This window comes from Paraburkholderia sp. Ac-20340 (assembly GCF_017104965.1).
Classification (GTDB): domain Bacteria; phylum Pseudomonadota; class Gammaproteobacteria; order Burkholderiales; family Burkholderiaceae; genus Paraburkholderia.
The window spans coordinates 138,602-163,380 of sequence record NZ_JAAGPR010000006.1; the positions used below are offsets into that span (position 1 = coordinate 138,602).

Below are 24,779 nucleotides of genomic sequence, written 5' to 3' on the forward strand. Positions count from 1 at the left end.
TCCTCTTGAACAATGCAACGGTAAGGGAAGCCGACGCCGCGCGCGGCAACGCGTGACATCGTGGCCGGGAAACAGAACCGCCTATTCTGCCACCGCTGCGCGCGCTTTGCTGGTGACGCAAACGCAAAGGGCCTTCGAAAATCTCGAAGGCCCTTATTGTCTGGTGCTTACGCGCAATGAATTGCTGCGTTAAAACTCGATCGTGGCGTTGGCAACGAAGGTGCGCGTGGCCGAAGGCATCACGTAGTAGCCCCACGCTGCCGTCCAGTAGCGGCGATTGAAAAGGTTGTTCACGCCGGCGCGCAGCGTGACGTCCTTGCCGGCGACCTGGGTGTCGTATTTCGCGCTCAGGTCCCACGTGGTGTATGCCGGGACGAATTGCGTATTCGCGGCATCGACGGCCATATTGCCCACGTATTTGCCGCCGAACGCAACGGTCAGCGCGCGCAGATACGACGGGTTGTATTCCACGCGGCCCGTGAGCGTGAAGCGCGGCGCGCCATAGACGCGCTTGCCTTCGACACTGGCATCGTCCACGTCGACGGCCTTGGCGTCGAGCCACATCACGCCGCCCATCAGACGCCAGTCGTGCGCGAGTTGCAGCCAGCCGCTCGCATCGACGCCTTGATAGCGCCTGGTGCCGCTTTGCACGAACACATTGGCGCTATTGGTGTACTCGTAGCCCTGATCGATGCGGAACAGCGCGAGATTCGCGCCCCAGTTGCGATGATCGGCCTTGAAACCCACTTCGTATTGCTTGCTCTTGAGCGGGCCGTAAGTCTGCGGATAGTTGACGTTGGTATTGCTCGCCGCTCCGCCTTGCTGCAGCGCTTCGACATAGCTCGCGTAGAGCGTCGAATCGGCATCGAGCTTGTACATCAGCGCAACGGTGGGCGTGACGGGATTCGCGCTGTAATCGGCATTGACCGACTGATCGGGCTGATAGACACGGTCGCGGAACTGCGTATAACGCAGGCCCAGCAGCGCGGAAATGCGCGAGTTGAATTGCACCGTGTCGCTCGCGTAGAGCGCAGTCTGCGACGTGACTTCATGGCGATAGAGATTCTCGCCGATATTCACTGCGTCGTTGGTCAGCAGCGTGCTCTGATAGAGATTGCCGTTGCCGAGAAAATAGCCGCTGTTCCAGCCTTCGCTATTGTCGTATTCGCTGGTCTGCGTCTGATAGCTCGCGCCGAGCACCACGTCATGTTTGAGCGGGCCGGTGTTGAATTTGCCTTCCACCATGGCGTCGACGTTCTGGTAGAAGTAGCGCGTCAGGGCCGCGTACAGCGTGTTGCTGTAGTTGCCCGTCGCATCGGTCACCATCAGCAGGCTGTCCGAGTTGGTGCGGTTTTCCTTGGCGAAGCGGTACTTGAGGTTCGCGTGCCAGTTTTCGGAGAGACGATATTCCAGCCCGGTGCCGAACGAAGCGATCTCGGTCTGGTAGTAGTTCTGCGGTTGCGTAAGCTGGTGCGTGACCTTGCTCGCATCGGGGATCGGCGTGTCGTAAAACCAGATCCCGAATAGCGTGCCGTTGGTCTTGCGCTTCTGATAAAACGCGTCGACGGTCCACGTGAGGTCCGGCGTGATGCGGAAGTCGAGCGCGAGCGACGCCACCTGGCGGCGCACGTGGCCGTTGGCTTCGGCGGTATTGCCGTCTTCGTTGACGAGGTTGAGTCGATAGCCAAAGCGCTTGTCGTTGCCGAAGCGTCCGCCCAGATCGATTTTCTCGCTGAATACGCCCGCCGACTGATAACCGATCGAGAAGCTGCGATAGGGATCGTCGGTGGGGCGCTTGAGCACGTAATTGACGATGCCGCCGGGATTGCTGAAGCCGTACATAAAGCCCGAAAGACCCTTGAGCAGTTCGACCTGCTCGAACGGTTCGAGCGATAGTTCGGTGTCCCAGGAAGGGAAGTTCTGGCCATCGACCTTGACGCCGTTGAGCATGTCGATCGGCAGGCCGCGAATGCTGAACGCCGAGTTTTCGCCGGTCAGGTTGTCGCCGATATTCGTGACCGCCGGATCGTACTTGAACAGATCGTTGGCGGTGCTGGCGAGGCGGTCCTTGCCTTGCTCGGTGGTGACGACGTCGGTGGAGAACGGCGTGTCCACCTGGCGCCGGTTGCCCAGCGCGCCTGCCGAGACACGCTCGGGGGAAGCCGCTTCGCTGTCGCGCGTCGCGCTGACCTTGACGGTGGGCAACGCCGTGGCGCTGCCGGTCTGGCTTTCGTTCTGCGCGGTCTCCTGCGCCCAGCCCGTGGCCGACAAAGTGGACAACGTCAGGCCGGCGCTCACCAGCAAGGCGGCGCTCAGCGGAATGCGCGTGCGGGCGGCGCAGCGCACGGCGACAAAGCCGGGGCCGGAACGGCGGACGGCGGCGGTGTTCTTCATGTGTTCGATCGGCCGGATGCCCGGCTCACGTTGATTTTGTTATGGGTGCCGAGGGCGGCGCGAGAACTTCAAGGAGCGCCGCAAATGCTAATGCAAATGATTCGCATATACAAAGAAATTCAACAAGCCTACTGAAAGGTCGGATATTGGCAACAGTCAGCTTCCGTTGGCTTGAAATGGGGGCCGATTTGTGTTCAAAGCGCGCTGTTTTTGTCGGATGAATTCGGCCAGGAAATAAAAACGGCGCCCGAAGGCGCCGTCTGGAAGGGCGATGAGGCGGGCGCGGCCGCTTCGTCAGCTCAACTGCGTGACGGGTGCGACTGCAGCCGGGTCGCTGATGCTCGGGCGGCCGGTTTCGATATGGCCGGCGTAGCGGCGCACGAAGGTCGCATCGTCGGGGCTCGTGACCGTGAGGTCGTACCAGTGATGGCTGGAGGCGAGCACCCACGGTTCCTCGATGCGCGCGTTGGCGGGCACCACGACGAGGCGCTCGTGCGCGCCATAGGCGTTGTCCGTCACCGTGAGGCGCGAAATGCCGCCGCCCGCGTTGGTGAACTTGAGGAACAGGTTGCCGTTGGCCACATCGTATTGCGCCGAGACTTCCGGCTGCGGCGTGCCGTTGTGCTTGCCGAAGAAACCCGACGACGATGACGACGAAGACGTGGCCGCCGTGCCCGCAAAGCGGCGCACGAAACCATTCGGGCCATGCACTTCGAAGGCGTAGACGCCGTTCGTTACGCTCAGATCCCAGCTATCGTCGAGCGATTTGCCGGCTTCCACGGTATAGCGCCACGGGCCGTCGCTGCGATTCGTGCCGTACACGTAGAAGTGCGCGCCCTGGCGGCCCTTGTTCGCGAAGGTGATCGACAGCGTCTTCTTCGAAGGGTCGACCTGTGCGTTCACGTGCAACTCGTAGGGCAGCGCGCGGGCATAGCGCACGCCCGGCTCCTGGGCGTCGATCGCGCCCGGCGTGGCGGGTACGGTCGGGGCCTTGTTGGCGGAGCACTGGTTGTCGGCCATCGACATATAGTTGCTCGTATCCGGCAGCGTCGGCATCGACGAATCGGGCGTGCGGAAGTCGAAAGCCGTGGTGAGGTCGCCGCAGACCGCGCGACGCCATGCCGTGATATTCGGCTCGTGCACGCCAAAACGCTCTTCGATAAAGCGGATCACCGAGGTGTGATCGAACACCTGCGAACACACGAAACCGCCTTTGCTCCATGGCGAAACGATCGTCATCGGCACGCGCGGGCCGAGGCCGTAGGGCAGGCCGTCGGCGGTGTATTTGCCGCCGCGCCCCGGATTGACGACGTTGTGAATCTCGCCTTCCACGCTCACCGTCGATTTGCCCTGCATCGACGTCGTAGGCGGCTGCGGCGGCACGATATGGTCGAAGAAGCCGTCGTTCTCGTCATACATGATGAAGAGCACGGTCTTGCTCCACACCTCGGGATTCGACGTCAGTGCGTCGAGAATCTGCGAGGTGTATTCGGCGCCATAGGCCGGCGTGTATTTCGGATGCTCGGAGAATGCAGCAGGCGGCAGCAGCCACGATACCTGCGGCAGATTGTTGGCGAGCACATCGTTCTTGAGATCGGCGATCGTGCGCACGGTCTGCGCGCGCTGATAAAGCGCCGAACCCGGCTGTGCGTTGATGAAGTTGGCGAAGTTCTGCAGGATGTTGGTCCCGTAGTTGCCGTTCATCGGATCGCTGCCATTGGTGCCTTGCTGATAGATCTGCCACGAGATGCCGGCGGCCTGCAGGCGCTCGGGATAGGTGGTCCACGACAGCAGTTGATACGCGGGCGGCACGTCGCCATCGACATAGTCGTTGTTGTCGAGCAGCGGGCCGCCCATCGTGCCGGTGGGATCGACCGTGCCCGTCATCAGGTACGAGCGGTTCGGGTGCGTCGGGCCGGGCAGCGAACAGAAGTAGTTATCGCAGACGGTGAAGGCATCGGCCAGCGCGTAGTGGAACGGAATGTCCGCGCGCAGGTAATAGCCCATCGTCATATCGGTCTTGTATTGCGGCCATTGGTTGTACGCGCCGTTGTTGATCGCGTATTGCGTCGGATACCACGAGTGATCGAGGTCGCCCACGCATTGCGCGCTGGTCGTCTGCGTATCGAGGTGAAACGGAAGCACCGGCTTCGTGGCGTCTTCCTTCGACGGCTGATACCAGACCGGCTGGCCGCCGGGCAGCGGAATCGGCATGCGGTCGTTATAACCGCGCACGCCGCGCAGATGGCCCAGATAATGGTCGAAAGAACGGTTCTCCTGCATGAACACGACGATGTGTTCCACATCGCGGATCGAGCCCGTGCGCGAGAACGCGGGAATCGCAAGCGCATTGCGAATCGACTCGGGCAGCACGGTCATGGCCGCGGCGGCGGCGCCCGACGATGCGACTGTCTGCAGGAAACGGCGACGGCTGTTTGACGTCATTCTTGTTCACCTTTCTGCTTGTTGGATGAATGTGTGCATAAGCACATTAACGGTGTATTGCTGGGTGGCTTACTGACGCGTCGTTGCGGTGCTGCTGGAATGGCTGCTGGCTGGCGGTTCGTCGCCAGGGGCGTAACTCATGACGGGTGCGACCTGCTGACTATCCGCGGCGAGGCTGGCCTGCACGCTCTGAACCGGGTCGTTTGCATAGGCAAAGCTGGCGGCATCGGTGGGAGCGGCGGTGCCGATCTGGCTGGCGAGTGCGGCGGAAGAACGGGGCGCTGCTGCTGGCTGTTGATCTGCAGCGGCGTCGCGCGCGGGGCTTTGCGCGCTGAGCGTGTCAGGCGCTGAGGCAGTGGTCGTGCCGCTCGCACCCGGGCCGCAGGCGGCGAGCGAGATCGTTGCGAGAGCAACGGATATCCATGTTGCCAACGACGGTTCGAAAAGGCGTCTTTGCATATGCGCTTGCATTCCGATGATCGAGTCGGCGCACAGTTTCTATGGTCTCGAAGAAAGAATTGTGAAACGCGTGAAAACGTTTGCGAGCGATGATTTTTCTTTTGCAAACGTTTCTGGAGCGAATGAAACAGGTGTGACGGGTTGATGTCGAGAGCAACGGCAACTTGCAACACTTTGCAACTGACGGGCCGGGTGCCGGAGTGAGATAAGCGCGCATTTCTTTCATGCTGCTTTCTGATTGAATCGATTAAAAGTCAGCGCTTTCGAATTGGCGATTGAGTTGCTCTTGAGCGGATTTGCGATATTTGTATTTAATAAGATCGCTTTTTCTTTAACGAATCGAGATGATTATTTTGATTTGTTAAATCGTGGTTTGAATGCTCGATCTTGAGTTGCACGCCTTGTGCTCGCTGCTGTCGAGCCGCCTCATGCGTATTGACTAGCGGCACCCATGCTTGATTACATTCAATGTAATTTGTTATGCTGGCCATCGCCTTCGAATAAAAGCAATTGCATCACTTAACGCGCATTTCCGTAATTCGTTAACTAACGTTTTAGGATGCCGGCAGCGTGATCGAATTGAAATCTATCGTGGCACAACCTGCAATGGTTGCCATCTGATGCATCGTCCGACCCGTCCGGGCGTAGCCATCGCATGGCCTCGCGCGCTGTGCTGCGCGCTGGCGGTCGTTTCATCGACGGCAGCGGCCGCCGAAGGTTATGCGTCCCGCTTCATCGACCCGCAAGACGGCCAGTTCGACACGAGCGATATGCTGTTGCATCACAAAGGCGTGTTGCCCGTGCCGGACATCATCACGGAGCCGGCAATCGGCTATGGCCTTGGGCTTGGACTGCTTTATTTCACTGCGCCGAAAAAATCCGCTTCCGAAACGAACGAGCATGCAGAGCCTGAGCCAGATTCAGACGCGCCCAAAAAGATGTCGCCGCCGAACATCACGGGCGTTGGCGCTTTCGCAACGGGCACACATAGCTGGGGCGTCGGCTTGCTGCATTTCCATACCTGGGACGACGACCGCATTCGCTATCTCGGCGTGCTCGGCAAGGTCAATCTGCATCTGAACTATTACGGCCCGCAAGGCAATGCGAATGCGTACCAGCTCAGCGGCATTGCGCTTGTGCAGCAGTTGCTGTTCCGTGTGGGCAATAGCCCGTGGTATGTCGGCCCGCGCTATACCTACTTCGATTCGACCACGCGTTTCGGCCCGGTGATTCCCGAAGGCATTAACCACTTCGAGCGGGACGTGCGGATCGGCAAAGGTGGCATCGTGGTCGACTACGATACGCGCGACAATATGTTTTATCCGCGCAACGGCACCTACGCGGAATTCGAGGCCGATTTCGCGCGTGGTGGCTTCGGCAGTGACAGCGCGTTCCAGATGCAGTCCGCCAAAGGCTACCGCTGGTTCGACCTCGCGCCGAAGTGGGTTCTAGGCCTGCGCGCCGATACCGGTTTTTCTCAGGGCGATATTCCGTTTTTTGCGCAACCCTATGTCGATCTGCGCGGTGTATCGCAGGCGAAGTTTCAGGACCGCAACCAGCTGACCGGCGAAGTCGAATTGCGTTACTACGTTACGCCGCGATGGTCGGTATTAGGTTTTGGCGGAGCAGGCAAGGCTTATGGCGGCATTCATTCCTTTTCCGACGCACCGACGGCTTTCGGTTTCGGCACGGGGTTTCGCTATCTCGTCGCCCGCAAGCTTGGCGTGACGATGGGTATCGATATCGCACATGGGCCGGGGCAAAACGCTTTCTATATTCAGGTTGGCAGCGCATGGCGATAGACAGGTCGTTTAACGAACATCAAGCTCGATAACTCTTGCGCGGAGTCGCGATGGGCAGAACATCGAATTGTCTGAAATGGTCCGCAACGCTTTTGCTGCTTCATGGCACGCTGGCGTCCGCGCAGGAATTCTCTCTTTTTGGCGGAGGATCGCGTGCGGGAAATACGAATACCTACACATGGGCCTTCAACTATCAGGAAGGTCTCGGAAAGTATTTCGCGGCGAGCTTTACGTGGCTCAATGAAGGACATATCCCCGATCATCACCGCGACGGCCAGATGATCCAGTTGTGGGCGCGCATTCCCGTTGCGAGCCCGCAGTTTGTGATTCAGGCCGGTATTGGGCCTTACCGTTACTTCGATACGACAACAGCCGATCAGGGCGGCAGTTATTCGGATGTGCACGGATGGGGCGTGGTCTATAGCGTGCGCGCCGCGTACTACGCTTCCAGCCGATGGATCACACAGCTTCAACTCAATCGCGTTCATGTGCAGCGCGGGCCGGATGCCACCAGCGTGATGCTGGGTATTGGCTATCAACTCGACGCACCGGGTACGCCGGGCCCGCGCGATTGGGCCGCAGGTTCGCCGTCGAAGGTCACGAATAACGAAGTCGCGGTTTATCTCGGCAAAACGATTGTCAATTCGACCAGTTCGCCTTCTGCGCTGGGTGGCGCAATTGAATATCGGCGCGGGCTCATGAAATACATGGACATTACGGTGGGCTATCTGCACGAAGGCAGCAGCAAGACAGCGCGTCGCGATGGCATTACCAGCGAGTTATGGGCGACGCGCGCCTTTATGAACGACAAGGTTACGCTGGGTCTTGGCGCAGGCGCGTATTACGCCATCAACGAAAACGAAAACAGCGAGTCGCCAGGTCCGGGCGCGGGAAAGTTTTCGGGCCTCGTGACGATCGCTGCTTCGTATCGCTTTGCCCAGCACTGGGATGGCCGGCTCGAATGGAATCGCGTGGTGACGCGCTATAACCGCGATACCGATGTTATTTTTGCGGGGCTGGGTTATCGCTGGTAAGCGACGATCGCTGCGATGCGGGCGGCGAAGTTTTTCCCAAAACCAGTGACTCGGGATGCTGCTCGAGATAATCGCCTAATGCATCGATGCTGGCCAGCGTGCGTTTAAGCTGTGCCAGCGCGAGATGCACATCCGACTGTAGCGGCGAATCCTGCTGCAGCGTTGCGCGTGCTGCTTTAAATGCTTGCTCTGCAGACTGGAGAGTGGACTGCGCTTGAGGCACGATCTCGTCGCTGACCTTCGAGAATAGCGTGGAGGTGCTATCAAGCGAGACAGCCAGATTCTGGCCGATCTGGTCGAACGGCACACGATCGAGGCGTGCAATCGTGCTGCTCAATTGATCCTGCAACTCCTCGATCGTATTGGGAACGGTAGGCAATTCAACTGGCTGATGCGCCATATCGAAACGCACCGCTGGCGCCTGGGGGAAGAAGTCGAGCGCAATATAACGCTGGCCGGTTAGCGCATTGCCCATACGAAGTTGGCCACGCAGTCCTCGCGCGATCATCATGCTCAGCAATTCACGGCCAGCAGCATTGTTGCCCTCGCCAAGCGCATTCCGATAGCTGCGTCCCAGACGAATCGGGTATAGATTCACGGTCGCGATCATATCGAAGGCGCCATGAGTCATCTCATCGTCAGTATGAATGCCGATGACTTCACCAATCTCCACGCCCCGAAAGTCAACTGGCGCGCCCACGGCCAGGCCGCGCAGCGAAGCGTTGAATCGCATCAACACTTGCGCGGCCTGTTCTTTTGAAGCGGCAGTGGCATCGGTCTGGCTATCGACGAGTGCAAAGCTTTGGCCTTCGCTGGCGATCGCATGGTTCGGGCTATCGGTCGGCGACTCGAATTGCACGCCGCCATTCCAGATCGCGGCGATCGACTGTGTGTCGATACGCAGTCCGCTGCCATTCAAGCGCACATCAAAGCCGCTGGCGCGCCACCATTTCGACGATGCCGTGACATAACGGTCATAAGGCGCATTAACGAAAACATCGACGCTCACATCTTCTCCGTTTTTCTGCAGCGCGTAGCCAAGCACCCGGCCTACCTGAACGCGCCGGAAGTACACCGGCGAACCCATTTCGAGTGAACCTAACGATGCCGTGTGCAATTCGAATCGCGTACCGTTTTGCGCCGATGCAATGACGGGCGGCGTGTCCATGCCTCTGAAGTTGCGGCATGTCTTCGTTGCGTGACCCATTTCCGCGGCGATATACGGCCCGGAAACCAGCGTGCCGAGCGCTGCAACATGGGTGCCTTCTATACGCGGTTTCACTACCCAGAAACGCGTGCTGCAGGCGGACAGGCGGGAAGCGTCGGCCTGCAGTCGCACGACCGCCGTTACATGAGATCGATCTTTTGAAATGCGCAATGTTTCCAGTTGCCCAATTTCAACGCTGCGATAACGCAGGCGCGTTTTACCGACCTGCAAGCCTTCTCCGGTAGTGAAGGTAATGCACAACTCCGGGCCGCCCATCAACCATGCGTGCGCGAGCGCGATCACGCCTGCGAGCGCAATCAGCACGGGCAACAGCCATACGATCGTAATGGTTACGCGCGGCATTTACAGATTTCCCAACACGATATCGCGCAGGGCGCTGAACAGGCGGCGAATCATTTGTGCGATTCTTGAAAGCGGACGCGACAACGCCATGGAAGGCATGGCTAGAAACCCAAAATCAGCGTCAGGTAGGCAAGGCTGACGAATACGCCGGCGATTGTCCCAAGGTAATCCCGGGCGCCCAGGCCGAGCAGGAAATGCGCCGGAATGCCTACGGCGAGATACGCGCCGATAAATACAAGCGTAATGACCAGCGGCGGTGGTCCCATTGCAATCATGGCTTTCGACATCTGATGCATGATCAGTCATCCTGATTGATTGAATGAAAAGCCGCCGCGCTGTAGTCGATTGACTTCAGTGCAGTTGGGCGACCAATGCCTGCGCACCTTTATCCAGGCCGGTTTTTGCCGCGCCCAGCGAGCCAAAAGCGGCAGGCAGATTCATCGCGTTGGGATATTGCTTGGCGACATAGGCTTTCAAAAGGCGTCCGTCGCTGCCGTCGTAGACCTCGACGGCATAAGACACGGATCCGCTGAACGCACCTTGTCCGCCGCGCACCGCTTGCACGCCGTTATAGAGATTGCCGGCGATATCGAAATGCATGGCCTGGCCGACAAGCGGCGTGGTGCGTTCGGCGCCCGTGAGCGTGATCTTGACGCGTAGCACGCCCGGCCCGGTCTGGCTGCCCAATTGAAACCGCTTGCCCAGACTCTCGGCGAAAGCCTTTTGCGCATAGCTCGCGAGCGCCGATTTGTCTTCGTCTTTCATGTCGCCGAATTGCGCATCGGTGCCCTGATAAACGGACACGGGTTCGAGCACGACCTGCGTATAGCGCGACCAGACGACCGGCGTGGCATAGGCGAACGGAATTTTCGCGCGATCGTCGCCAAAATTCGGACGCAACTGGTGCGACGCTTCGATGCCGGAATAGGCGACCGGCTGCACGCCGGCGCAGGCGGCGAGGACGAGAGAAAGCGAGCCGCTGGCGAGGCAGGCGGCGAGGCGTTGGCCAATCATGGGCGTTTCCTTGTGTGGTTCGCGAGAGAGTGGGTGAATCCCAGCGAACGCAGCGTAACTGCAAATCGCCAGGATGTAAACCGTCTATCCGGTTTGTTTGTAACCGCCAGGTCGGCTAAGATAGCGCCTGCGACGCCAGACGCCGGCCTCAAACGGCCGCCGGCCGTTCATTTCCATTCCAGACGCAACGGCCTACGAGCCAGTTGCGAAGCAGTGACGCAATCAATTCGACATGGATAACCAGACTCGCTCGGAGCTTTCGCGCAAAAAAGCCATCGCCGCGGCGTTGGCCATTCTGACCCGGGACGGCGTAGGCGCACTGACCTTCGACTCGCTGTCGCGCGAAAGCGGCATCAGCAAAGGCGGGCTGCTGCATCAATTCCGGACGAAACAAGGCGTGTTGCAGGCGCTGCTCGAACATCAGCGCGGCGAATTCATCGAAATCGCCGCCGATTACATGAATGGCGAAGGCCGCGACAAGGCAGAGCCGACGCTCGCTTCGCAGATCGCCATTTTCCGCCACGCGCTGAATCAGCCCGATTCGGTTGCGCGCGCGATGCTCGCCGTGATGGTGGAATCGCCGCAGATGCTGGAAGGCAACCGCGATGGCAACGAAGAAGTCATGCAGGCCATCGGCAAGGAAGCCGTCGATCACGATCTTTCGCTGATCCGCTATTTCGCGGCCAGCGGGATGGCTTTTCATCTGCTGATGGGCCTGACCGAACTCGATGAAGCCACGCGTCATCGCCTGTTCGGCCGTCTGCTCGACGACGAAAGCTGGAAAGCGCTGCAAGCGAAGAAAAAGGCGGCCCGATAACGCGCGTGGCAGCGGCGGCAGCGACGTTTTCGGCCTGAAATCGCCGTTGCTGGCGCCGCATTCAGGTACGATGGGAAGGTGACGTACACGACCCCGGGGCCCCTTATGGATTCGTCCTCTCGCGAGCCGCACGATGTGGCCGTCGAAGCGCTTTCGACGCTATCGGAGTATCTCGAACGCTCGCTCGATAAAGGCGTCAGCGTGATCCTGGTGCGCTCCCAGACCGACCGCAGCGATGTCTGGCTCGGCGACGCCGCCGAGACGCAGGCGGAATGGACGCGTTGCGGTTTCGTGCGTAACGCCCTGGTGGCCGATATTCTCGAAGCCACGCAGCCAGGTCTCAATTCACTGTCGATCGATGGCCAGACCTACCGTTTCGTGCGTACTTTCACGCAGGTTGGCGAACACGGCGCGATCGTCTTTACCGCAGCGTAGACGTTGCAGATTGCACAGTATTCCGAACGATTGTTGACGCTCTAAAAGCGGGCGCGTGCCAGGCGCGCTCACAACAAGGAGGAGACGTGGTGCTGAAAAATCTCGATCCGTTGCTCAATCCCGATGTGCTCCATGCACTCGCCGCGATGGGCCACGGTGACGAAGTGGTGATCTGCGACGCGAATTTCCCGGCCGATGCCGTGGCGCGCGACTCGGTGCTGGGCCGTCTGCTGCGCATGGACGGCGTGGATTCGCCGCGCGCGGTGCGTGCCGTGCTTTCCGTGCTGCCGCTCGACGGGTTTGTCGATCACCCGGCGCTACGCATGGAAATCGTCGGCGATGCGCATTCGCTGCCGGCCGTGCAGCGCGAGGCGCAACGCGAAGTCGACGACGCCGAAGGCCGCGTCGTGCCGTTTGCCTCGCTCGAACGTTTCGCGTTTTACGAGCGCGCGCGTCAGGCCTATTGCGTGATCACGACCGGCGAGGCGCGCGGCTACGGTTGCTTCATCTTCAAGAAAGGCGTGCTGCTGGCAGCAGACGCGCCACGCGCCTGATTCCCGCGTTTCACTGCGCCACGCGCTCCAGTACGTCGGTTGCGCGATGCGGCTGCGCCACCTGATCGATGAGAAAGACGTCGCCGCGCGCGTGCCGCGTGCGCAGCGGCAAAATCGCGTGATAGGCCGGCGAGCGATACCAGGCGCGCGCCTGCTCTCGATCGGCGAATTCGATCACGATCAGGTCGCCGCTAAACGCGCCTTCAAGCCGCTCCACCGGCCCGCCATGAACGATGAAACGCCCGCCATATGGCGCGAGCGTCGCGTCGATCTTTTGCAGATACTCGACGATATCGGCGCAAAGATCGACTTCATGCAGATGGGCGATGGCGTAGGCGGTCATGGCTATCCTCGTGTGCGTGCGTGTGAAAACGATTCACTGGACACGAGAATAGGGCGCCGGGCGGCGACGGGCGATTACCCGCGAGGTAACGGGCGGGGAGACAAGCCGGCCGCATAAAAAGGCCGCACAAACACGCGCGATAAGTCCCTTTCAAAAAATTTCGCGCGCGCTGCAAAAAACACTTGCCAAGGCTAGGGGAAAACCCTAGAATTAACTCGTCTCCTCCATGTCTCCTCCTGATATGGATTCAGCCCGCCCAATTCAGGCGGGCTTTTTCTTTTCCAGCGCCGGAAATCGCGTCCGCGCAGCAGCCCGCTCAGGGTCTGGCCCAATCCGTTAGCGGTCCGGCAGCGGGAGTAAAATAAAAAATCGCCGTGCCGACCGGCACGCTCAACGTTTCCCTTACGCTCCGATGAAACCGTCCCCCGCGCAGGAACCCAAGCAGGAATCCACGCGCAAGCGGCCGCCCACGTGGGTGCTCAACACGCTGACTGCGCTCGTGGGCATCCTGACGCTCGCGCTGGGCGTCGGCTGGCTGATCCGCAGCTGGGTCGTCGATATGGAGATCCCATACTTTGCGATTCCTCTGGTGCTTTGCGTGCCGGTGATCGCCGCCGTGGCGTTCCGCAATATCTGGGACTGACGCCAGGCGTCAGTCGTCCCGCCCAGCCGCTTCGAACTCAGGAAGCGGCGCCGAACCGTTCCTCGCACGCCAGCCGCACGCGCTCGATCGCGTCGCTCCACGTTTGCTTGCCCGTCTGGCGGAAAATCCGCACGTTGCCCGGATACCACGGCGAGTCGTCGCGACCGTCGAGCCAGCGCCAGTCCACGTCGCGGCGCGGCAGCATCACCCAGCACGGCTTGCCGAGCGACGCGGCCAGATGCGCGGTGGAGGTGTCCACGCAGATCAGCAGATCGAGTTGCGCGATGATGGCCGCCGTATCGACGAAATCGGCGACATCGCTGCCCAGGTGCAGCAGCGGTTGCGCCGATCCCGCGTTCTGCGCCGCGTGCGCTTCGTCTTCGCCCGCGCCTTTCTGCAGACTCACAAACTTCAGCCCCGGCACACGCCAGAGCGGCGCAAGCGCGGCCAGCGACGGAATCGAGCGGTTCAAATCGTTGTGATGTTTGGGGTTACCGCGCCATACCAGACCGACGCGCGGCCCCGTGCCCAGCGCCGCCAGACGCGTGCCCCAATGCTCGACGCGCGCGGGATCGATCGTGAAGCGCGTGGGCGGCGGCGTGTTGTCGAGCGTGGTGCCCAGACGCAGCGGCATGCTCAGCGGGCTGGCCCAATAGTCGAATTGGCCCGCGCGCTCGCTGGCTTCGGCGTGAGTGAGCAGCGTGTCGATGCCTTCGACGCCATCGAGAATGCAATGCAGCGCCTCGACGCCGCCAAACGCGATATGCGCCGCGCCCTGCGCCTTGAGCAGTCGCGCGTAACGCGAGAACTGCAGCATGTCGCCCAGACCGTCCTCCTGCCAGAGCAGCAGCGACTTGCCGGCGATCGGCTCGCCTTGCCAGTGCGGGCAGCTCAGCATGCGCCGCGACGCGTAATGCACGAAGCCGTTGTTCTCGTAGCGGCGCTCGTAAAGACGCCAGCCTTCGTCGTAGCGGCCCATCGTGATGAGCAGCGTGGCGAGGCGAAACAGCGCGTCGCCGTAATCGGGCTCGAGTTCGAGGGCGCGACGGTAGGCCGCCACGGCGTCGTCGAGCGCGCCCTGTTCCTTGAGCACGCTGCCCATGTTGAAGTGCGCGAGCGCGAGATCGCGGTTCTGCGCCAGCGCCTGGGCGAAGGTCTCGTGCGCCTCGTCGATGCGGTCCAGCGCGCAGAGCACCGATCCGAGGTTATTGAAGATTTCCGCGCGGCCCGGCGCGAGACGCAGCGCGATGCGGTAGCTCGTTTCGGCTTCCGGGTAGCGTTCGAGCCGCTGCAGCGCGAGGCCCAGGTTGTAGTGAGCTTCGGCGTGATCGGGGCGCAGCACGATGGCCTGCCGATAAAAGCCTTCGGCTTCGGCGTAGCGCTGCAGATCGGTCAGCACGCAGCCGAGGTTGTTCAGCGCCTCGACGTAATCGGGCCGAATCTGGATCGCGAGACGGCAGGCCAGTTCGGCCTCGATATAGCGCGCCTGCGCCTTGAGCAGCGCGCCGTAGTTGTTGAGCGCTTCGGGATAGTGCGGCTCGGCGAGCAGTGCCTGACGCCAGGCTTCTTCGGCTTCCTCCAGACGGCCGCGTTCGCGCAGCACCGTGCCGAGGTTGTTATGCGCGCGTGCGTGTTTCGGATCGAGCGTGAGGGCGGCACGATATGCGGCTTCGGCTGCATCGTGACGCCCCAGTTCGTGCAGCAGGACGCCGAGGTTGTAATGCGCGTCGATATGACCCGGCTGGCGCGCGAGCACGATGCGATAGGCGTTTTCCGCTTCCTGATGGCGCCCGAGTCGGTGCAGCACGATGCCCAGATTGCCTTGCGCGTCCGCGTGCGCGGGATTGACGCTGAGCAGATGGCGCCAGATCGTTTCGGCGGCGGGCAACTGGTTGAGCGCCGTGAACAGCGTGGCGAGGCCGTGATAGGCCTCCTCGAAGCCGGGCTTCGCGACGATGCAGCGCTGCCAGAGCGCCTGCGCGGCGTCGGGCTGCGCGGCGCCCATCGCGGCGAGCGCGGCGAGATTGAGCGCCTCGACGCGCGTGGCGTCGTCCGCGCATGCCTCGGTGCCGACCACGGGCGCGATCGCCGCGAACGCCTCGGCGAAGCGGCCTTGCGCGCACAGCGCGCTCGCTTCCTGCTGGCGGTCGGAGTGGAAAGGCGCGTCGGTCGTCGTCGAAGTCACGGTCGGGCTGGGCAAAATGAAGGACGGTACGAAGCTTAAGGCAGGCCGCGCAAGGCTAAGGCGCCGATTAGAGCCGCCCGCGTGCGGTTATTCGGGCAATGAAGCCTTCAGCGCGGTTACGGGTGGGGCTAGCTCCGCAAATGCTTCCGCAAACTTTCGGCGATGTAAGGCGATGCGGCCGCGCCCGGCTCGTTTCAGCGCTCCGCGCTATGCTTGCCCGCATTGCGCGCGCGAGCGGGTACGCCGCGCGCTCCATGCAGTGATTCTTCGTTAGAGAGGAGCATTCGATGCAATACCGTCGTTTTGGCCAGACCGGCCTCAATGTCTCGCGTCTGTGTCTGGGCACCATGACCTTCGGCCTGCAGACCGAAGAAGACGTCTCCCGTCTTATTCTCGACAAGGCTGCGGAAGCCGGAATCAACTTTATCGACACGGCCGATGTGTATCCCCTCGGCGGCGGCGAATCGCGCGCGGGCCGGACCGAGGAAATCGTCGGACGCTGGCTCAAGGGCCGCCGCGACCGCTTCATTCTGGCGACCAAGGCCGTGGGCAAGGTCGGGCCGTCGCCGTGGGATCAGGGCGCTTCGCGCAAGCATCTGCTCGACGCCATCGATCATTCGCTGCGTCGCCTCGGCACCGATTACGTCGATCTCTATCAACTGCATTCCGACGATGCCAGCACGCCGCTCGACGAAACGCTCGAAGCGCTCGACGTTATCGTGCGCTCGGGCAAGGCGCGTTATATCGGCGTGTCGAATTTTCTGGCGTACCGGCTCGCACGCGCCTTAGGCCGCGCCGATGTGCTGCGCGTGGCGCGCTTCGTTTCCGTGCAGCCGCGCTATAACCTGCTGTTCCGCCAGATCGAGCGCGAATTGCTGCCGCTCGCGGGCGAAGAGGGGCTGGCGGTGATTCCGTACAACCCGCTCGCGGGCGGTTTGCTGACCGGCAAATACCGGCATGACAACAAGCCGGGCGAGGGACGCTTTTCGCAGAGCGTGGGCGTGGCGGGATCGATGTATCAGGACCGCTACTGGCACGAGCGCGAATTCGAAACAATCGAGCAGTTGCGTGGCATTGCCGAAGGTGCAGGGCAATCGCTGACGACGGCTTCGGTGGCGTGGGTGCTGGCGAATCCGCTGGTGACGTCCGCGCTGATTGGCGCGAGCCGGCCCGAGCAACTGGATGCGTCGATAGCTGCCGCCGAACTGGAACTCGATCCTGAATTGAAGAAAAAGCTGGACGAAGCGAGCTTCGGTTATCGCATGGGTGATGCCGCGCGCTGATTGCAGATTATGTAGCTATCCGAAGTAATATGGTCTGAAAAAGGGGCGGCGCAGGGTGGCCGCCCTTCGACATTACGGCACCAGCACCTGCCGTCCCATCACCTTGCCTTGCGCAAGCGCTTCAAGCGCTTCGTTCACCTCGCCGAGCGGCCGCTTCGTCACCGAAGAAGGCTGCATCTTGCCTTCGCGCATCAGCGCCACGAGTTCACGCAGTTCGGGCAGCGTGCCCACATAGCTGCCTTCGATCTTGAGCGGACGCATCGGAATGATCGGCAGCGAGAGCGTGATATCGCCGCCCATCAGCCCGACCACCACCACATGGCCGCCGCGCGCGCACGCATCCAGCGCGAGTTTCACCGTGGGCGTCGCGCCCACCAGATCGAGCACGGCACGCGCGCCGCCGCCCGTGGCTTCGGCGATCTGTTTGACCGCATCGGTTGCGCGCGCATCGATCGCGGCCAGCGCGCCGACCTTGAGCGCGGCGTCGCGCTTGGCGGCATCGACATCCACCACGACAGCGCCTTTCGCGCCGAGCGCCTTCAGCACTTCGATCGCCATCATGCCCAGCCCGCCCGCGCCAATGATCACGACCGGGTCCTGATGAATGCGCTCGCCGAACTTCTTCACCGCCGAATACGTCGTGACGCCCGCGCAGGCAAGCGGCGCGGCCTTGACCGGATCGAGGCCGCCCAGATCGACCAGATAGCGCGGATGCGGCACGATCACGTAATCGGCGAAACCGCCGTCGCGCATCACGCCCAGCGATTGCGGCTTCATGCAGATGTTTTCTTCGCCACGCGCGCAGGCCGCGCACTGACCGCAACCGATCCACGGATGCACGACGGCAACCGTGCCGGTTTTGACATCGCTGGCATCGGGGCCCGCCGCGACCACTTCGCCGCAGATTTCATGACTCAGGGTGAGCGGCAGTTTGATACCGCGATCGGCGAGCGAGAGCTTCTTGCCGCCGCCCAGATCGTAGTAACCCTCCCAGATATGCAGGTCCGAATGGCACAGGCCGGCGGCCTGCACACGCACGAGCACTTCGGTGCCTTGCGGCTGCGGCGTGTCGCGCTGGACGAGTTCGAGAGGCTGGCCGTGATGGGTCACGCAATAGCAACGCATCTGCATCGATGTCTCCGTTGGTGTCGGTTTGGGTCGTGTCTGTATTCGCGTTTGAGTCGTTTAAAGCACGCTGACGATGTCGATTCCTTCGCATCATAACGCGGTTGGGCGATAAATTCGTCCGATCGTTCGTTTTTCATCAGGATATAACCGGGACGCATGACGGCGCGAGGCCGTCACAGTGCGGTCACGAAAAATGCGGGTCGCGTACCATTGGTCCGATCATTTCCCATGAGCTTCGATGACGACAGCGACAAGCGGGCGCGCATGAAGAATCTCATCGATGCGCTGGGCGTGCTGATCGGCGGCATCGGCCTGTTCCTGCTCGGCATCACGATGATGACGAACGGCCTGAAGCTGGCGGCCGGTCCCGCGCTCGAACTGATTCTGCGCCGCGCCACGCGCACGCCGTTGGCGGGTCTTGCCTCGGGCGTGCTGGTCACGGCGCTGGTGCAGTCGTCCACGGCCGTGACGATGGCGGTGATCGGCTTCGTCAACGCCGGGTTGCTCGATCTGGGCGGCGCGCTCTGGGTGTTGTTCGGCGCGAATCTGGGCATGACGACCACGGGCTGGATCGTCTCGCTGCTCGGCCTGAAGATGAAGATCGATGCGCTCGCGCTGCCGATGGTGGGGATCGGCATTGCGTTGCGCCTCACTATCTCGACGCTACCGTGGTCGTGGTGCCCGAACTGGCCGTCGATGCGCTACGCCACGAGATGCAGCGCATTGGCACGCTGGTGCGGCGCATGTTGCGCATGACGCTCGCGGGCGCCGATGCACAGGCGCTCGCACACGAGCAGGGCGCAAGCACGCGGCTGTTCGGCGCGGCGCAAAAGTTCGTACAACGGATGAATCGCGCGGAGATGGTGCCGGCCACCGCCGCGAACGTGGCCGAAAGTCTGCGCGAATTGCGCTACTACGAAAGCGCCGCGGAGCAGGCCTTGCAGGCGGCGCTGGCGAGCGTATTGCCCGATGCGCAGATCGCCGAAGCGTATGCCTTATTCGAGCGCCGCTCGCTGGCGTTGCTCGATACGATCGAAGCGGCGGACCGCAAGCACGAAGTCGCCAACGACGACAGCGCGCTGATCGAAAGTCTCTCGCAGTCGATGGAAGCCGCTTACGGGGCGTTGAAAGCACAACTACTCCAGGCAGGCGCGGCGGGCACGCTCGCGATCTCGGCGATGGAAGAAGGGTTGCGCAGACAGAGTGCCTTGCGGCGCGCGTTGCAACAGGTCGCGAAGGCGCATTCGCGCGCGCTGACTTTCGCGGACTAAGGGCCGCAAAATACGTGAGCACAATAAGGGAGCAGAACGATTCATCTAAAAACACGATTGAACTTACCTGCCGAAGTCCCATCGAATGAATGCGAAAAGTGCCTGAAAAAGGGCGCAATAGTGTGGCATTCGTTGCATAGCTAACGATAAACGGTTATTCTCTCGCCATGTTCGATCAGTGTCTCTACTTCAACACGTCGGCGCTTGCGCGTCGTCTGGAACGCGAGTGGTCCGAAGCGTTCGAACCCTTCGATCTCACGCCGCCGCAGGGCTTCATGCTGCGCGCGGTACTGGAGCGCCCAGGTTCGCTGCAGCGCGAACTGGCTGATCTGCTTTCGATCGCGCGGCCCACGGCCACGCGTGTGCTCGACGGTCTGGAGTCGCGCGGCTATCTGGAGCGCCAGCGTACCGAAGGCGATCAGCGCGAAGTCGCGATCGTCCCCACGGCGCAGGCCCAGGCGATACGCGAGGCGCTCAATCACGCCAGCGCGCAGGTGACCGGGCGCATCAAGCGCTCGCTTGGCGGCGAAGCGTTTGTGGACACTGTGAGCCGTCTGCGCACCGCGCGCGCAACGCTCGGCTGAAGCCGGGCGTTTTATTTGTACCGGAGTGGCATCATGCGGCGCATTGGCGCTTTTTTTGTTTCGACGTGGCTGGCGGCCGCGATTCTGTTTCTCGGCCGGCATTCCGTGCCGATGATGGCGCTCAGCGGCGTGGTGGTGTTCGCGGGTCTCGATCTGTTCCGGCCCGATCACACGGAAATAACCAATCGCGCCGATCGGGAATAAGCGCGCATCGAGCGAATAGCACGAATGCGCACGAATACGCGCGAACCGGGCCAAACGCATCCGCAAAAGCAAACGCCGCGCAAAGTCTGCGCGGCGTTTAGCGTTTAGCGTTTGATCAGTGATCAGCGGGCCGACCCATCGATCACCCGCTTCGTTACCTCAATCAGGCCTCTTCGGCCCACGACATATTCTCGCGCGCCAGCAGCGCCGACGATGCCGCCGGGCCAAACGTGCCCGACGTATACGTGCGCGGACGGTCGTTCAGTTCCTTCCAGCCATCGAGAATCGGTTCGACCCACGTCCAGGCGGCTTCGAGTTCGTCGCGGCGCATGAAGTGCGTGAGGCGGCCGCGAATCACGTCGACAAGCAGACGCTCGTACGCTTCCGCGCGGCGCTCCGGGATCGCCTGTTGCAGGTCCAGATTCAGGTTCACCGGCAGCATGTTCATGCCGCTGCCCGGTTCCTTCGCGAGCATTTGCAACTGGATCGACTCTTCCGGCTGAAGCTGGATCACGAGACGATTGCCGTAATTGCGCGGGCCGCTCGGGAAAATCGAGAACGGCAGATCGGCGAATTCAATCACGATTTCCGACTGACGCTTCTGCAGACGCTTGCCCGTGCGCAGGAAGAACGGTACGTTGGCCCAGCGCCAGTTGTTGATATGCGCGCGCAGGGCGACGAAGGTTTCGGCCTTGCTGTCCGCCGGCACGTTGTCTTCTTCCAGATAGCCGATCACCGGCTTGCCGTCCACGGCGCCTGCCGCGTACTGGCCGCGCACGGTGTCGCGTGCGATATCGGCGAGCGACATCGGGCGCAGCGAGCGCAGCACCTTGAGCTTTTCGTCGCGCACGGCGTCCGGGTCGAGCGAGACGGGCGGCTCCATCGCCACGATGCACAGCAACTGCAGCAGGTGGTTCTGCACCATGTCGCGCAGCGCGCCGGTGTGGTCGTAGAAGCCCGCGCGGCTGCCCACGCCCACCGTTTCCGCGACCGTGATCTGCACGCTGCGGATATACGGCGCCTGCCACAGCGGCCCGAAAATCGGATTGCCGAAGCGCAGCACCATCAGGTTCTGCACCGTTTCCTTGCCCAGATAATGGTCGATACGGTAGATCTGCGATTCCGCGAAATGGCGGCCCACCGACTCGTTGATTTCCTTGGCCGAGGCCAGATCGTGGCCGAGCGGCTTTTCGAGCACGACGCGCGAATTCGCATCGACGAGACCGACCGCCGAGAGGTTGTCGCAGATCGTCGTAAAGAGTTCGGGCGAGGTCGAGAGATAGAACGCGCGAATCGCATGCTCGCGCGAGGCGGTCTTCAGGCGCGTGTAGTCTTCGGTCGCATTGACGTCGATGATCACGTACTGGAACAGGCCCAGATAGCGGTCCCAGGCTTGCGCATCGAAGGCCTTGGCGTCGATGAAGGGACGCGACTGCTCTTCCATGAACTTGCGATAGTCGTCGATCGTCCAGTTCTTGCGGCCGACGGCGATGATGCGCGTCTCGGGCGGCAGATTGCCGTGCAGGTGCGCCATGTAGAGCGCAGGGAGCAGTTTGCGCGCGGCCAGGTCGCCGCCGCCGCCGAAAATGATCATGTCGACGGGCTGTTCGGGCGCGGCTTGGGCAGGCTGATTCGTCATGGCAGGTCGCTCGGTTGTGGCGATTTGTGGCGCAGAGTTGCGAAGTTTGCACTCGCCACACGGGGCGGGCGCGGTGAAAGAGGCTAATGTTGCATCGTTTCGCGCAAGTTTGCACGCATGACGCACGAAGTTGACATGCGAGCGTGGGTGCATTGAACGATTCGAGCACATAAGGTGCACGAATTGAGCGAACCGCTCGCAATGCGTGTGTTGCGCTGCACACTTCGCGCTGGAGCGCCAAAGAAACGCTCGTGCGCGGAAGTCAAACTCAATCGAGACCCGGCACGTCGAAGCCGAAAGTCTGCGCGAGCAGCAGCGCATTGAGCGCAAGCACGGCGATCGCGCCCGCGATAGCCAGCGCAGCCAGCATCGCGCGATTGCGGTACGCACCCATCACATCGCGCCGACAGGTGAACCAGACAAGCGCGGCCATCGGAAACGGCAGCGCCAGACTCAGCACGACCTGACTGGCGACCAGCGCTTCGGTGGCATTGACGCCGAGCGCGACGACCACGAAACTCGGCGCCATCGTCACGAGTCGGCGCAGCCAGAGCGGTATCTGGAATCCGACAAAACCTTGCATGATCATCTGGCCCGCGAGCGTGCCGACGACCGAACTCGAAATCCCCGAAGCAATCAGCGCAACCAGAAAGATCGCGGCCGCCGCGACGCCGAATAGCGGCGTGAGCGTGCGCCATGCCGTGCCGATTTCGGCGACATCGGCGTGACCGAGATGAAACGACGCCGAGGCCATCATCACCATCGCCATGTTGATGAGCCCGGCGAGCGACAGCGCGACGATGACCTCGACGTTCGAGAAGCGCAACAGCCGCGTGCGTTCGGTGTCGTTGCGCGGCTGCACGCGCGCCTGCGTGAGACCGGAGTGCAGAAACAGCGCATGCGGCATGACGGTTGCGCCGACGATACCCACGGCAATCGTCACGGCCTGCGCATCCGGCAGGCGCGGTGTGGCGAGCCCGCGCGCGACTTCGCTCCACGCGACCGGCGTGATGAACAGTTCCAGCAGATAGCACAGCCCGATCACTCCCACGAGGCCGCCAATCACGAGTTCGAGCGGCCGGAATCCCGCGCGCTCGAAGAACAGCAAACCGTAGGTGACGAGCGCCGTGATCGCCATGCCCGCGAGTAGCGGCAGATGCAGCAGCAGCGCGAGGCCAATCGCGCCGCCGAGGAATTCGGCGAGATCGGTGGCCATCGCCGCGATTTCGCTGACGATCCACATGAGCCAGACGAGCGGGGCGGGCAGATGCTCGCGGCACAACTCGGCGAGATTGCGCCCGGTGACGATGCCCAGTTTTGCGGAGAGCGCCTGAAACAGCATCGCGACGAGATTGGCGAGCACCACGATCCAAAGCAGCGCATAGCCGTAACGCGCGCCCGCCTGGATGTTGGTGGCGAAATTGCCGGGGTCCATGTACGCGACCGAAACGATCACGGCCGGTCCTGCCAGCGGCAATAGCAGCGCGGCCCCGCGCCGGCGACCTTCGAGCGCTTCGCGCACCTTGCGCGCCGTGGCGGCGGAAAGTCCGTCGGGCACGTCGTTCAGGTGTTCATCGCGGGTGCGATGGTGCATGAATACCTCGTTGTGACGGAGGATTTTTGCTGGGGGCGGAACAATGATGCGTGATACTTGCCGATAACGCGGCAGATCAGTGTCGCAATACAGCGTGGCAATAAAGCGCAGCAGAAAACCGTGTAGGAAAACGCCTCATCACGTCATCGGAATACGACCCTCGCGCGTTAACCAGGCGTTCCGCGCGCGCTTTCGCGGATCGCCTTGCAATCCGCTTCGCTGCCCGGTTTCAGCGAGGTTTCGTCTGGCTTTCGGGCATGTTGCGCCACGCCAGCGTCTATCTCAGCACAAACCGGCCCTGCGCGCGCTTACTCCGGTTTCGCACCGGTCTTTCTGCTCTAACGAAATGCCAGAATTCCCGACTTTCAGCTTTACCCGGACTCCGAGACGCAGCCTTGCAGCGGCGCTGCTGCTCGGCGGTCTCGCGTGCAGCGCGTTCGCGCATGCAGATGACAAGGTCATCGTGCTCGATTCCGGCGAGGCGCAGCTCTCGCTGATCGACGAAGCGAGCCGCAGCGTGGTCGGCACCGAGCCCACCGGCAAGGAACCGCATCACCTGATGATCACGCCCGACGGCCAGTCGCTGATCGTCGCCGATTCGGTCTCGAACGATCTGATGTTCCTCGACCCGCACACCGGCAAGGTGCAGCGCCGCGTGGAAGGCATCGAAGATCCGTATCAGCTTGGCTTTTCGCCCGATCACAAGTGGTTCGTGACGGCCGGCCTGCGTCTCGATCGCGTCGATGTCTATAGCTACAACGGCCATGACGTGACGATCGCGAAGCGCATTCCGCTGGCGAAGACGCCGAGCCACATCACCTTTTCGTCGGACAGCAAGATCGCCTACGTGACGCTGCAGGACACCGGCGAAGTCGCGGCCATCGATCTCGCTTCGCAGACCGTGCTGTGGAAACTGCATATCGGCAACACGCCCGCGGGCCTGTGGATGACGCCGGGCGACAAGTACCTGCTGATCGGCATGACGGGCGAGGACGACGTCGCCGTGGTGGACCCGCACACGCACACGCTCGTGAAGAAAATCCAGACGGGTCGCGGCGCGCACAACTTCCGCAATCTCGACGACGGCAAGCATGTGGTCGTGTCGAATCGTGTGGAAAGCACCATCAGCATTCTCGATTACACGACGCTCACGAAGGTCGGCGACATCACGGGCCTGCGCCCCGGTCCCGACGACATGGAACTTTCCGCCGATAAACGCTATCTGTGGGTTACGTTCCGCTTCGCGCGCCACGTCGGTGTCATCGACCTCCAGACGCGCCAGCTGATCGACACGATCGCCGTGGGCCGCTCGCCGCACGGCATCTATTTCGCGAACCGCGCGCCGGTGGTGGCGCCGAACCCGGACTGATCGCGAGGAGTC

The 24,779-nt window shown here is 61.8% G+C and carries 23 protein-coding genes; 12 read left to right on the forward strand and 11 right to left on the reverse strand.

Annotated features, from left to right (window positions below; translation table 11 throughout):
* Positions 1–189: 189 nt before the first annotated feature.
* The 3 genes from G3N59_RS09750 to G3N59_RS09760 form a co-directional block, all read right to left on the reverse strand.
* Positions 190–2,394: a TonB-dependent siderophore receptor gene (locus G3N59_RS09750; RefSeq protein WP_205982381.1), complete on the reverse strand. Its 2,205-nt coding sequence runs from the start codon at positions 2,392–2,394 to the stop codon at positions 190–192.
* Positions 2,395–2,688: 294 nt separating this feature from the next.
* Positions 2,689–4,839, reverse strand: coding sequence for a phospholipase C, phosphocholine-specific (locus G3N59_RS09755; RefSeq protein WP_205982382.1), 2,151 nt, complete (start codon positions 4,837–4,839; stop codon positions 2,689–2,691).
* Positions 4,840–4,908: 69 nt separating this feature from the next.
* Positions 4,909–5,298, reverse strand: coding sequence for a hypothetical protein (locus tag G3N59_RS09760; protein ID WP_205982383.1), 390 nt, complete (start codon positions 5,296–5,298; stop codon positions 4,909–4,911).
* Between the two features lie 620 nt (positions 5,299–5,918).
* Here G3N59_RS09760 and G3N59_RS09765 point away from each other — a divergent pair.
* Both G3N59_RS09765 and G3N59_RS09770 read left to right on the forward strand, forming a co-directional pair.
* A complete protein-coding gene (locus tag G3N59_RS09765; RefSeq protein ID WP_205982384.1) occupies positions 5,919–7,100 on the forward strand; it encodes a BamA/TamA family outer membrane protein in 1,182 nt (393 codons plus the stop codon).
* A gap of 50 nt (positions 7,101–7,150) precedes the next feature.
* On the forward strand, positions 7,151–8,134 hold the full coding sequence (locus tag G3N59_RS09770; protein ID WP_205982385.1) for a hypothetical protein: 984 nt from the start codon (positions 7,151–7,153) through the stop codon (positions 8,132–8,134).
* Here the strand turns inward: G3N59_RS09770 and G3N59_RS09775 are convergent.
* The 3 genes from G3N59_RS09775 to G3N59_RS09785 all read right to left on the reverse strand — a co-directional run bounded on the left by G3N59_RS09775 (position 8,103) and on the right by G3N59_RS09785 (position 10,718).
* Positions 8,103–9,704: an MlaD family protein gene (locus G3N59_RS09775; protein ID WP_205982386.1), complete on the reverse strand. Its 1,602-nt coding sequence runs from the start codon at positions 9,702–9,704 to the stop codon at positions 8,103–8,105. The two genes, G3N59_RS09770 and G3N59_RS09775, sit on opposite strands and share 32 nt — an antisense overlap.
* Positions 9,705–9,805: 101 nt before the next feature.
* Positions 9,806–10,000, reverse strand: a complete 195-nt coding sequence (locus tag G3N59_RS09780) for a hypothetical protein (protein ID WP_205982387.1) — start codon at positions 9,998–10,000, stop codon at positions 9,806–9,808.
* Between the two features lie 55 nt (positions 10,001–10,055).
* Positions 10,056–10,718 (reverse strand): DUF3313 domain-containing protein, encoded by a 663-nt coding sequence (locus G3N59_RS09785; RefSeq protein WP_205982388.1) that lies wholly within the window; start codon positions 10,716–10,718, stop codon positions 10,056–10,058.
* A gap of 232 nt (positions 10,719–10,950) precedes the next feature.
* Between G3N59_RS09785 and G3N59_RS09790 the strand changes: the two genes are divergently transcribed.
* From G3N59_RS09790 to G3N59_RS09800, 3 genes are all read left to right on the forward strand, one after another.
* Positions 10,951–11,535, forward strand: coding sequence for a TetR family transcriptional regulator (locus G3N59_RS09790; RefSeq protein ID WP_205982389.1), 585 nt, complete (start codon positions 10,951–10,953; stop codon positions 11,533–11,535).
* A gap of 105 nt (positions 11,536–11,640) precedes the next feature.
* Complete coding sequence (locus G3N59_RS09795) at positions 11,641–11,970, forward strand: hypothetical protein (RefSeq protein WP_205982390.1); 330 nt, start codon at positions 11,641–11,643, stop codon at positions 11,968–11,970.
* Between the two features lie 89 nt (positions 11,971–12,059).
* Positions 12,060–12,524 (forward strand): RbsD/FucU domain-containing protein, encoded by a 465-nt coding sequence (locus tag G3N59_RS09800; protein WP_205982654.1) that lies wholly within the window; start codon positions 12,060–12,062, stop codon positions 12,522–12,524.
* Positions 12,525–12,534: 10 nt separating this feature from the next.
* On the opposite strand, the gene G3N59_RS09805 is transcribed toward G3N59_RS09800, so the two are convergent.
* Positions 12,535–12,867 (reverse strand): DUF1330 domain-containing protein, encoded by a 333-nt coding sequence (locus G3N59_RS09805; RefSeq protein ID WP_205982391.1) that lies wholly within the window; start codon positions 12,865–12,867, stop codon positions 12,535–12,537.
* Positions 12,868–13,279: 412 nt separating this feature from the next.
* Between G3N59_RS09805 and G3N59_RS09810 the strand changes: the two genes are divergently transcribed.
* Positions 13,280–13,510, forward strand: a complete 231-nt coding sequence (locus tag G3N59_RS09810) for a hypothetical protein (protein WP_205982392.1) — start codon at positions 13,280–13,282, stop codon at positions 13,508–13,510.
* A 37-nt stretch (positions 13,511–13,547) separates the two neighbouring features.
* On the opposite strand, the gene G3N59_RS09815 is transcribed toward G3N59_RS09810, so the two are convergent.
* Positions 13,548–15,695 carry a tetratricopeptide repeat protein gene (locus G3N59_RS09815; RefSeq protein WP_205982393.1) on the reverse strand — a complete coding sequence of 716 codons (2,148 nt, stop codon included), beginning with the start codon at positions 15,693–15,695 and terminating at the stop codon, positions 13,548–13,550.
* 287 nt (positions 15,696–15,982) lie between these two features.
* Here G3N59_RS09815 and G3N59_RS09820 point away from each other — a divergent pair, with 287 nt between their 5' ends.
* The gene (locus tag G3N59_RS09820) at positions 15,983–16,978 is read left to right on the forward strand and encodes an aldo/keto reductase (protein ID WP_205982394.1); all 996 of its coding nucleotides are present in this window, start codon (positions 15,983–15,985) and stop codon (positions 16,976–16,978) included.
* Positions 16,979–17,050: 72 nt separating this feature from the next.
* Here the strand turns inward: G3N59_RS09820 and G3N59_RS09825 are convergent, their stop codons facing one another.
* On the reverse strand, positions 17,051–18,103 hold the full coding sequence (locus tag G3N59_RS09825) for an alcohol dehydrogenase (RefSeq protein WP_205982655.1): 1,053 nt from the start codon (positions 18,101–18,103) through the stop codon (positions 17,051–17,053).
* A gap of 231 nt (positions 18,104–18,334) precedes the next feature.
* On the opposite strand from G3N59_RS09825, the gene G3N59_RS09830 reads away from it, so the two are divergent.
* From G3N59_RS09830 to G3N59_RS09845, 4 genes are all read left to right on the forward strand, one after another.
* Positions 18,335–18,862 carry a Na/Pi symporter gene (locus tag G3N59_RS09830; protein WP_241023322.1) on the forward strand — a complete coding sequence of 176 codons (528 nt, stop codon included), beginning with the start codon at positions 18,335–18,337 and terminating at the stop codon, positions 18,860–18,862.
* Positions 18,775–19,377, forward strand: a complete 603-nt coding sequence (locus tag G3N59_RS09835; protein ID WP_205982395.1) for a hypothetical protein — start codon at positions 18,775–18,777, stop codon at positions 19,375–19,377. Before G3N59_RS09830 ends, G3N59_RS09835 begins: the two co-directional genes overlap by 88 nt.
* Positions 19,378–19,544: 167 nt before the next feature.
* Complete coding sequence (locus G3N59_RS09840) at positions 19,545–19,961, forward strand: MarR family transcriptional regulator (RefSeq protein WP_205982396.1); 417 nt, start codon at positions 19,545–19,547, stop codon at positions 19,959–19,961.
* Between the two features lie 33 nt (positions 19,962–19,994).
* Positions 19,995–20,165 (forward strand): hypothetical protein, encoded by a 171-nt coding sequence (locus tag G3N59_RS09845; protein ID WP_205982397.1) that lies wholly within the window; start codon positions 19,995–19,997, stop codon positions 20,163–20,165.
* Between the two features lie 163 nt (positions 20,166–20,328).
* Here G3N59_RS09845 and zwf read toward each other — a convergent pair whose 3' ends face one another.
* Positions 20,329–21,804 carry a glucose-6-phosphate dehydrogenase gene (gene zwf / locus G3N59_RS09850; RefSeq protein ID WP_205982398.1) on the reverse strand — a complete coding sequence of 492 codons (1,476 nt, stop codon included), beginning with the start codon at positions 21,802–21,804 and terminating at the stop codon, positions 20,329–20,331.
* Between the two features lie 268 nt (positions 21,805–22,072).
* Positions 22,073–23,371, reverse strand: a complete 1,299-nt coding sequence (locus G3N59_RS09855; protein ID WP_241023355.1) for an Nramp family divalent metal transporter — start codon at positions 23,369–23,371, stop codon at positions 22,073–22,075.
* A gap of 373 nt (positions 23,372–23,744) precedes the next feature.
* Here G3N59_RS09855 and G3N59_RS09860 point away from each other — a divergent pair, with 373 nt between their 5' ends.
* Complete coding sequence (locus G3N59_RS09860; RefSeq protein ID WP_205982400.1) at positions 23,745–24,767, forward strand: beta-propeller fold lactonase family protein; 1,023 nt, start codon at positions 23,745–23,747, stop codon at positions 24,765–24,767.
* Positions 24,768–24,779 lie beyond the last annotated feature (12 nt).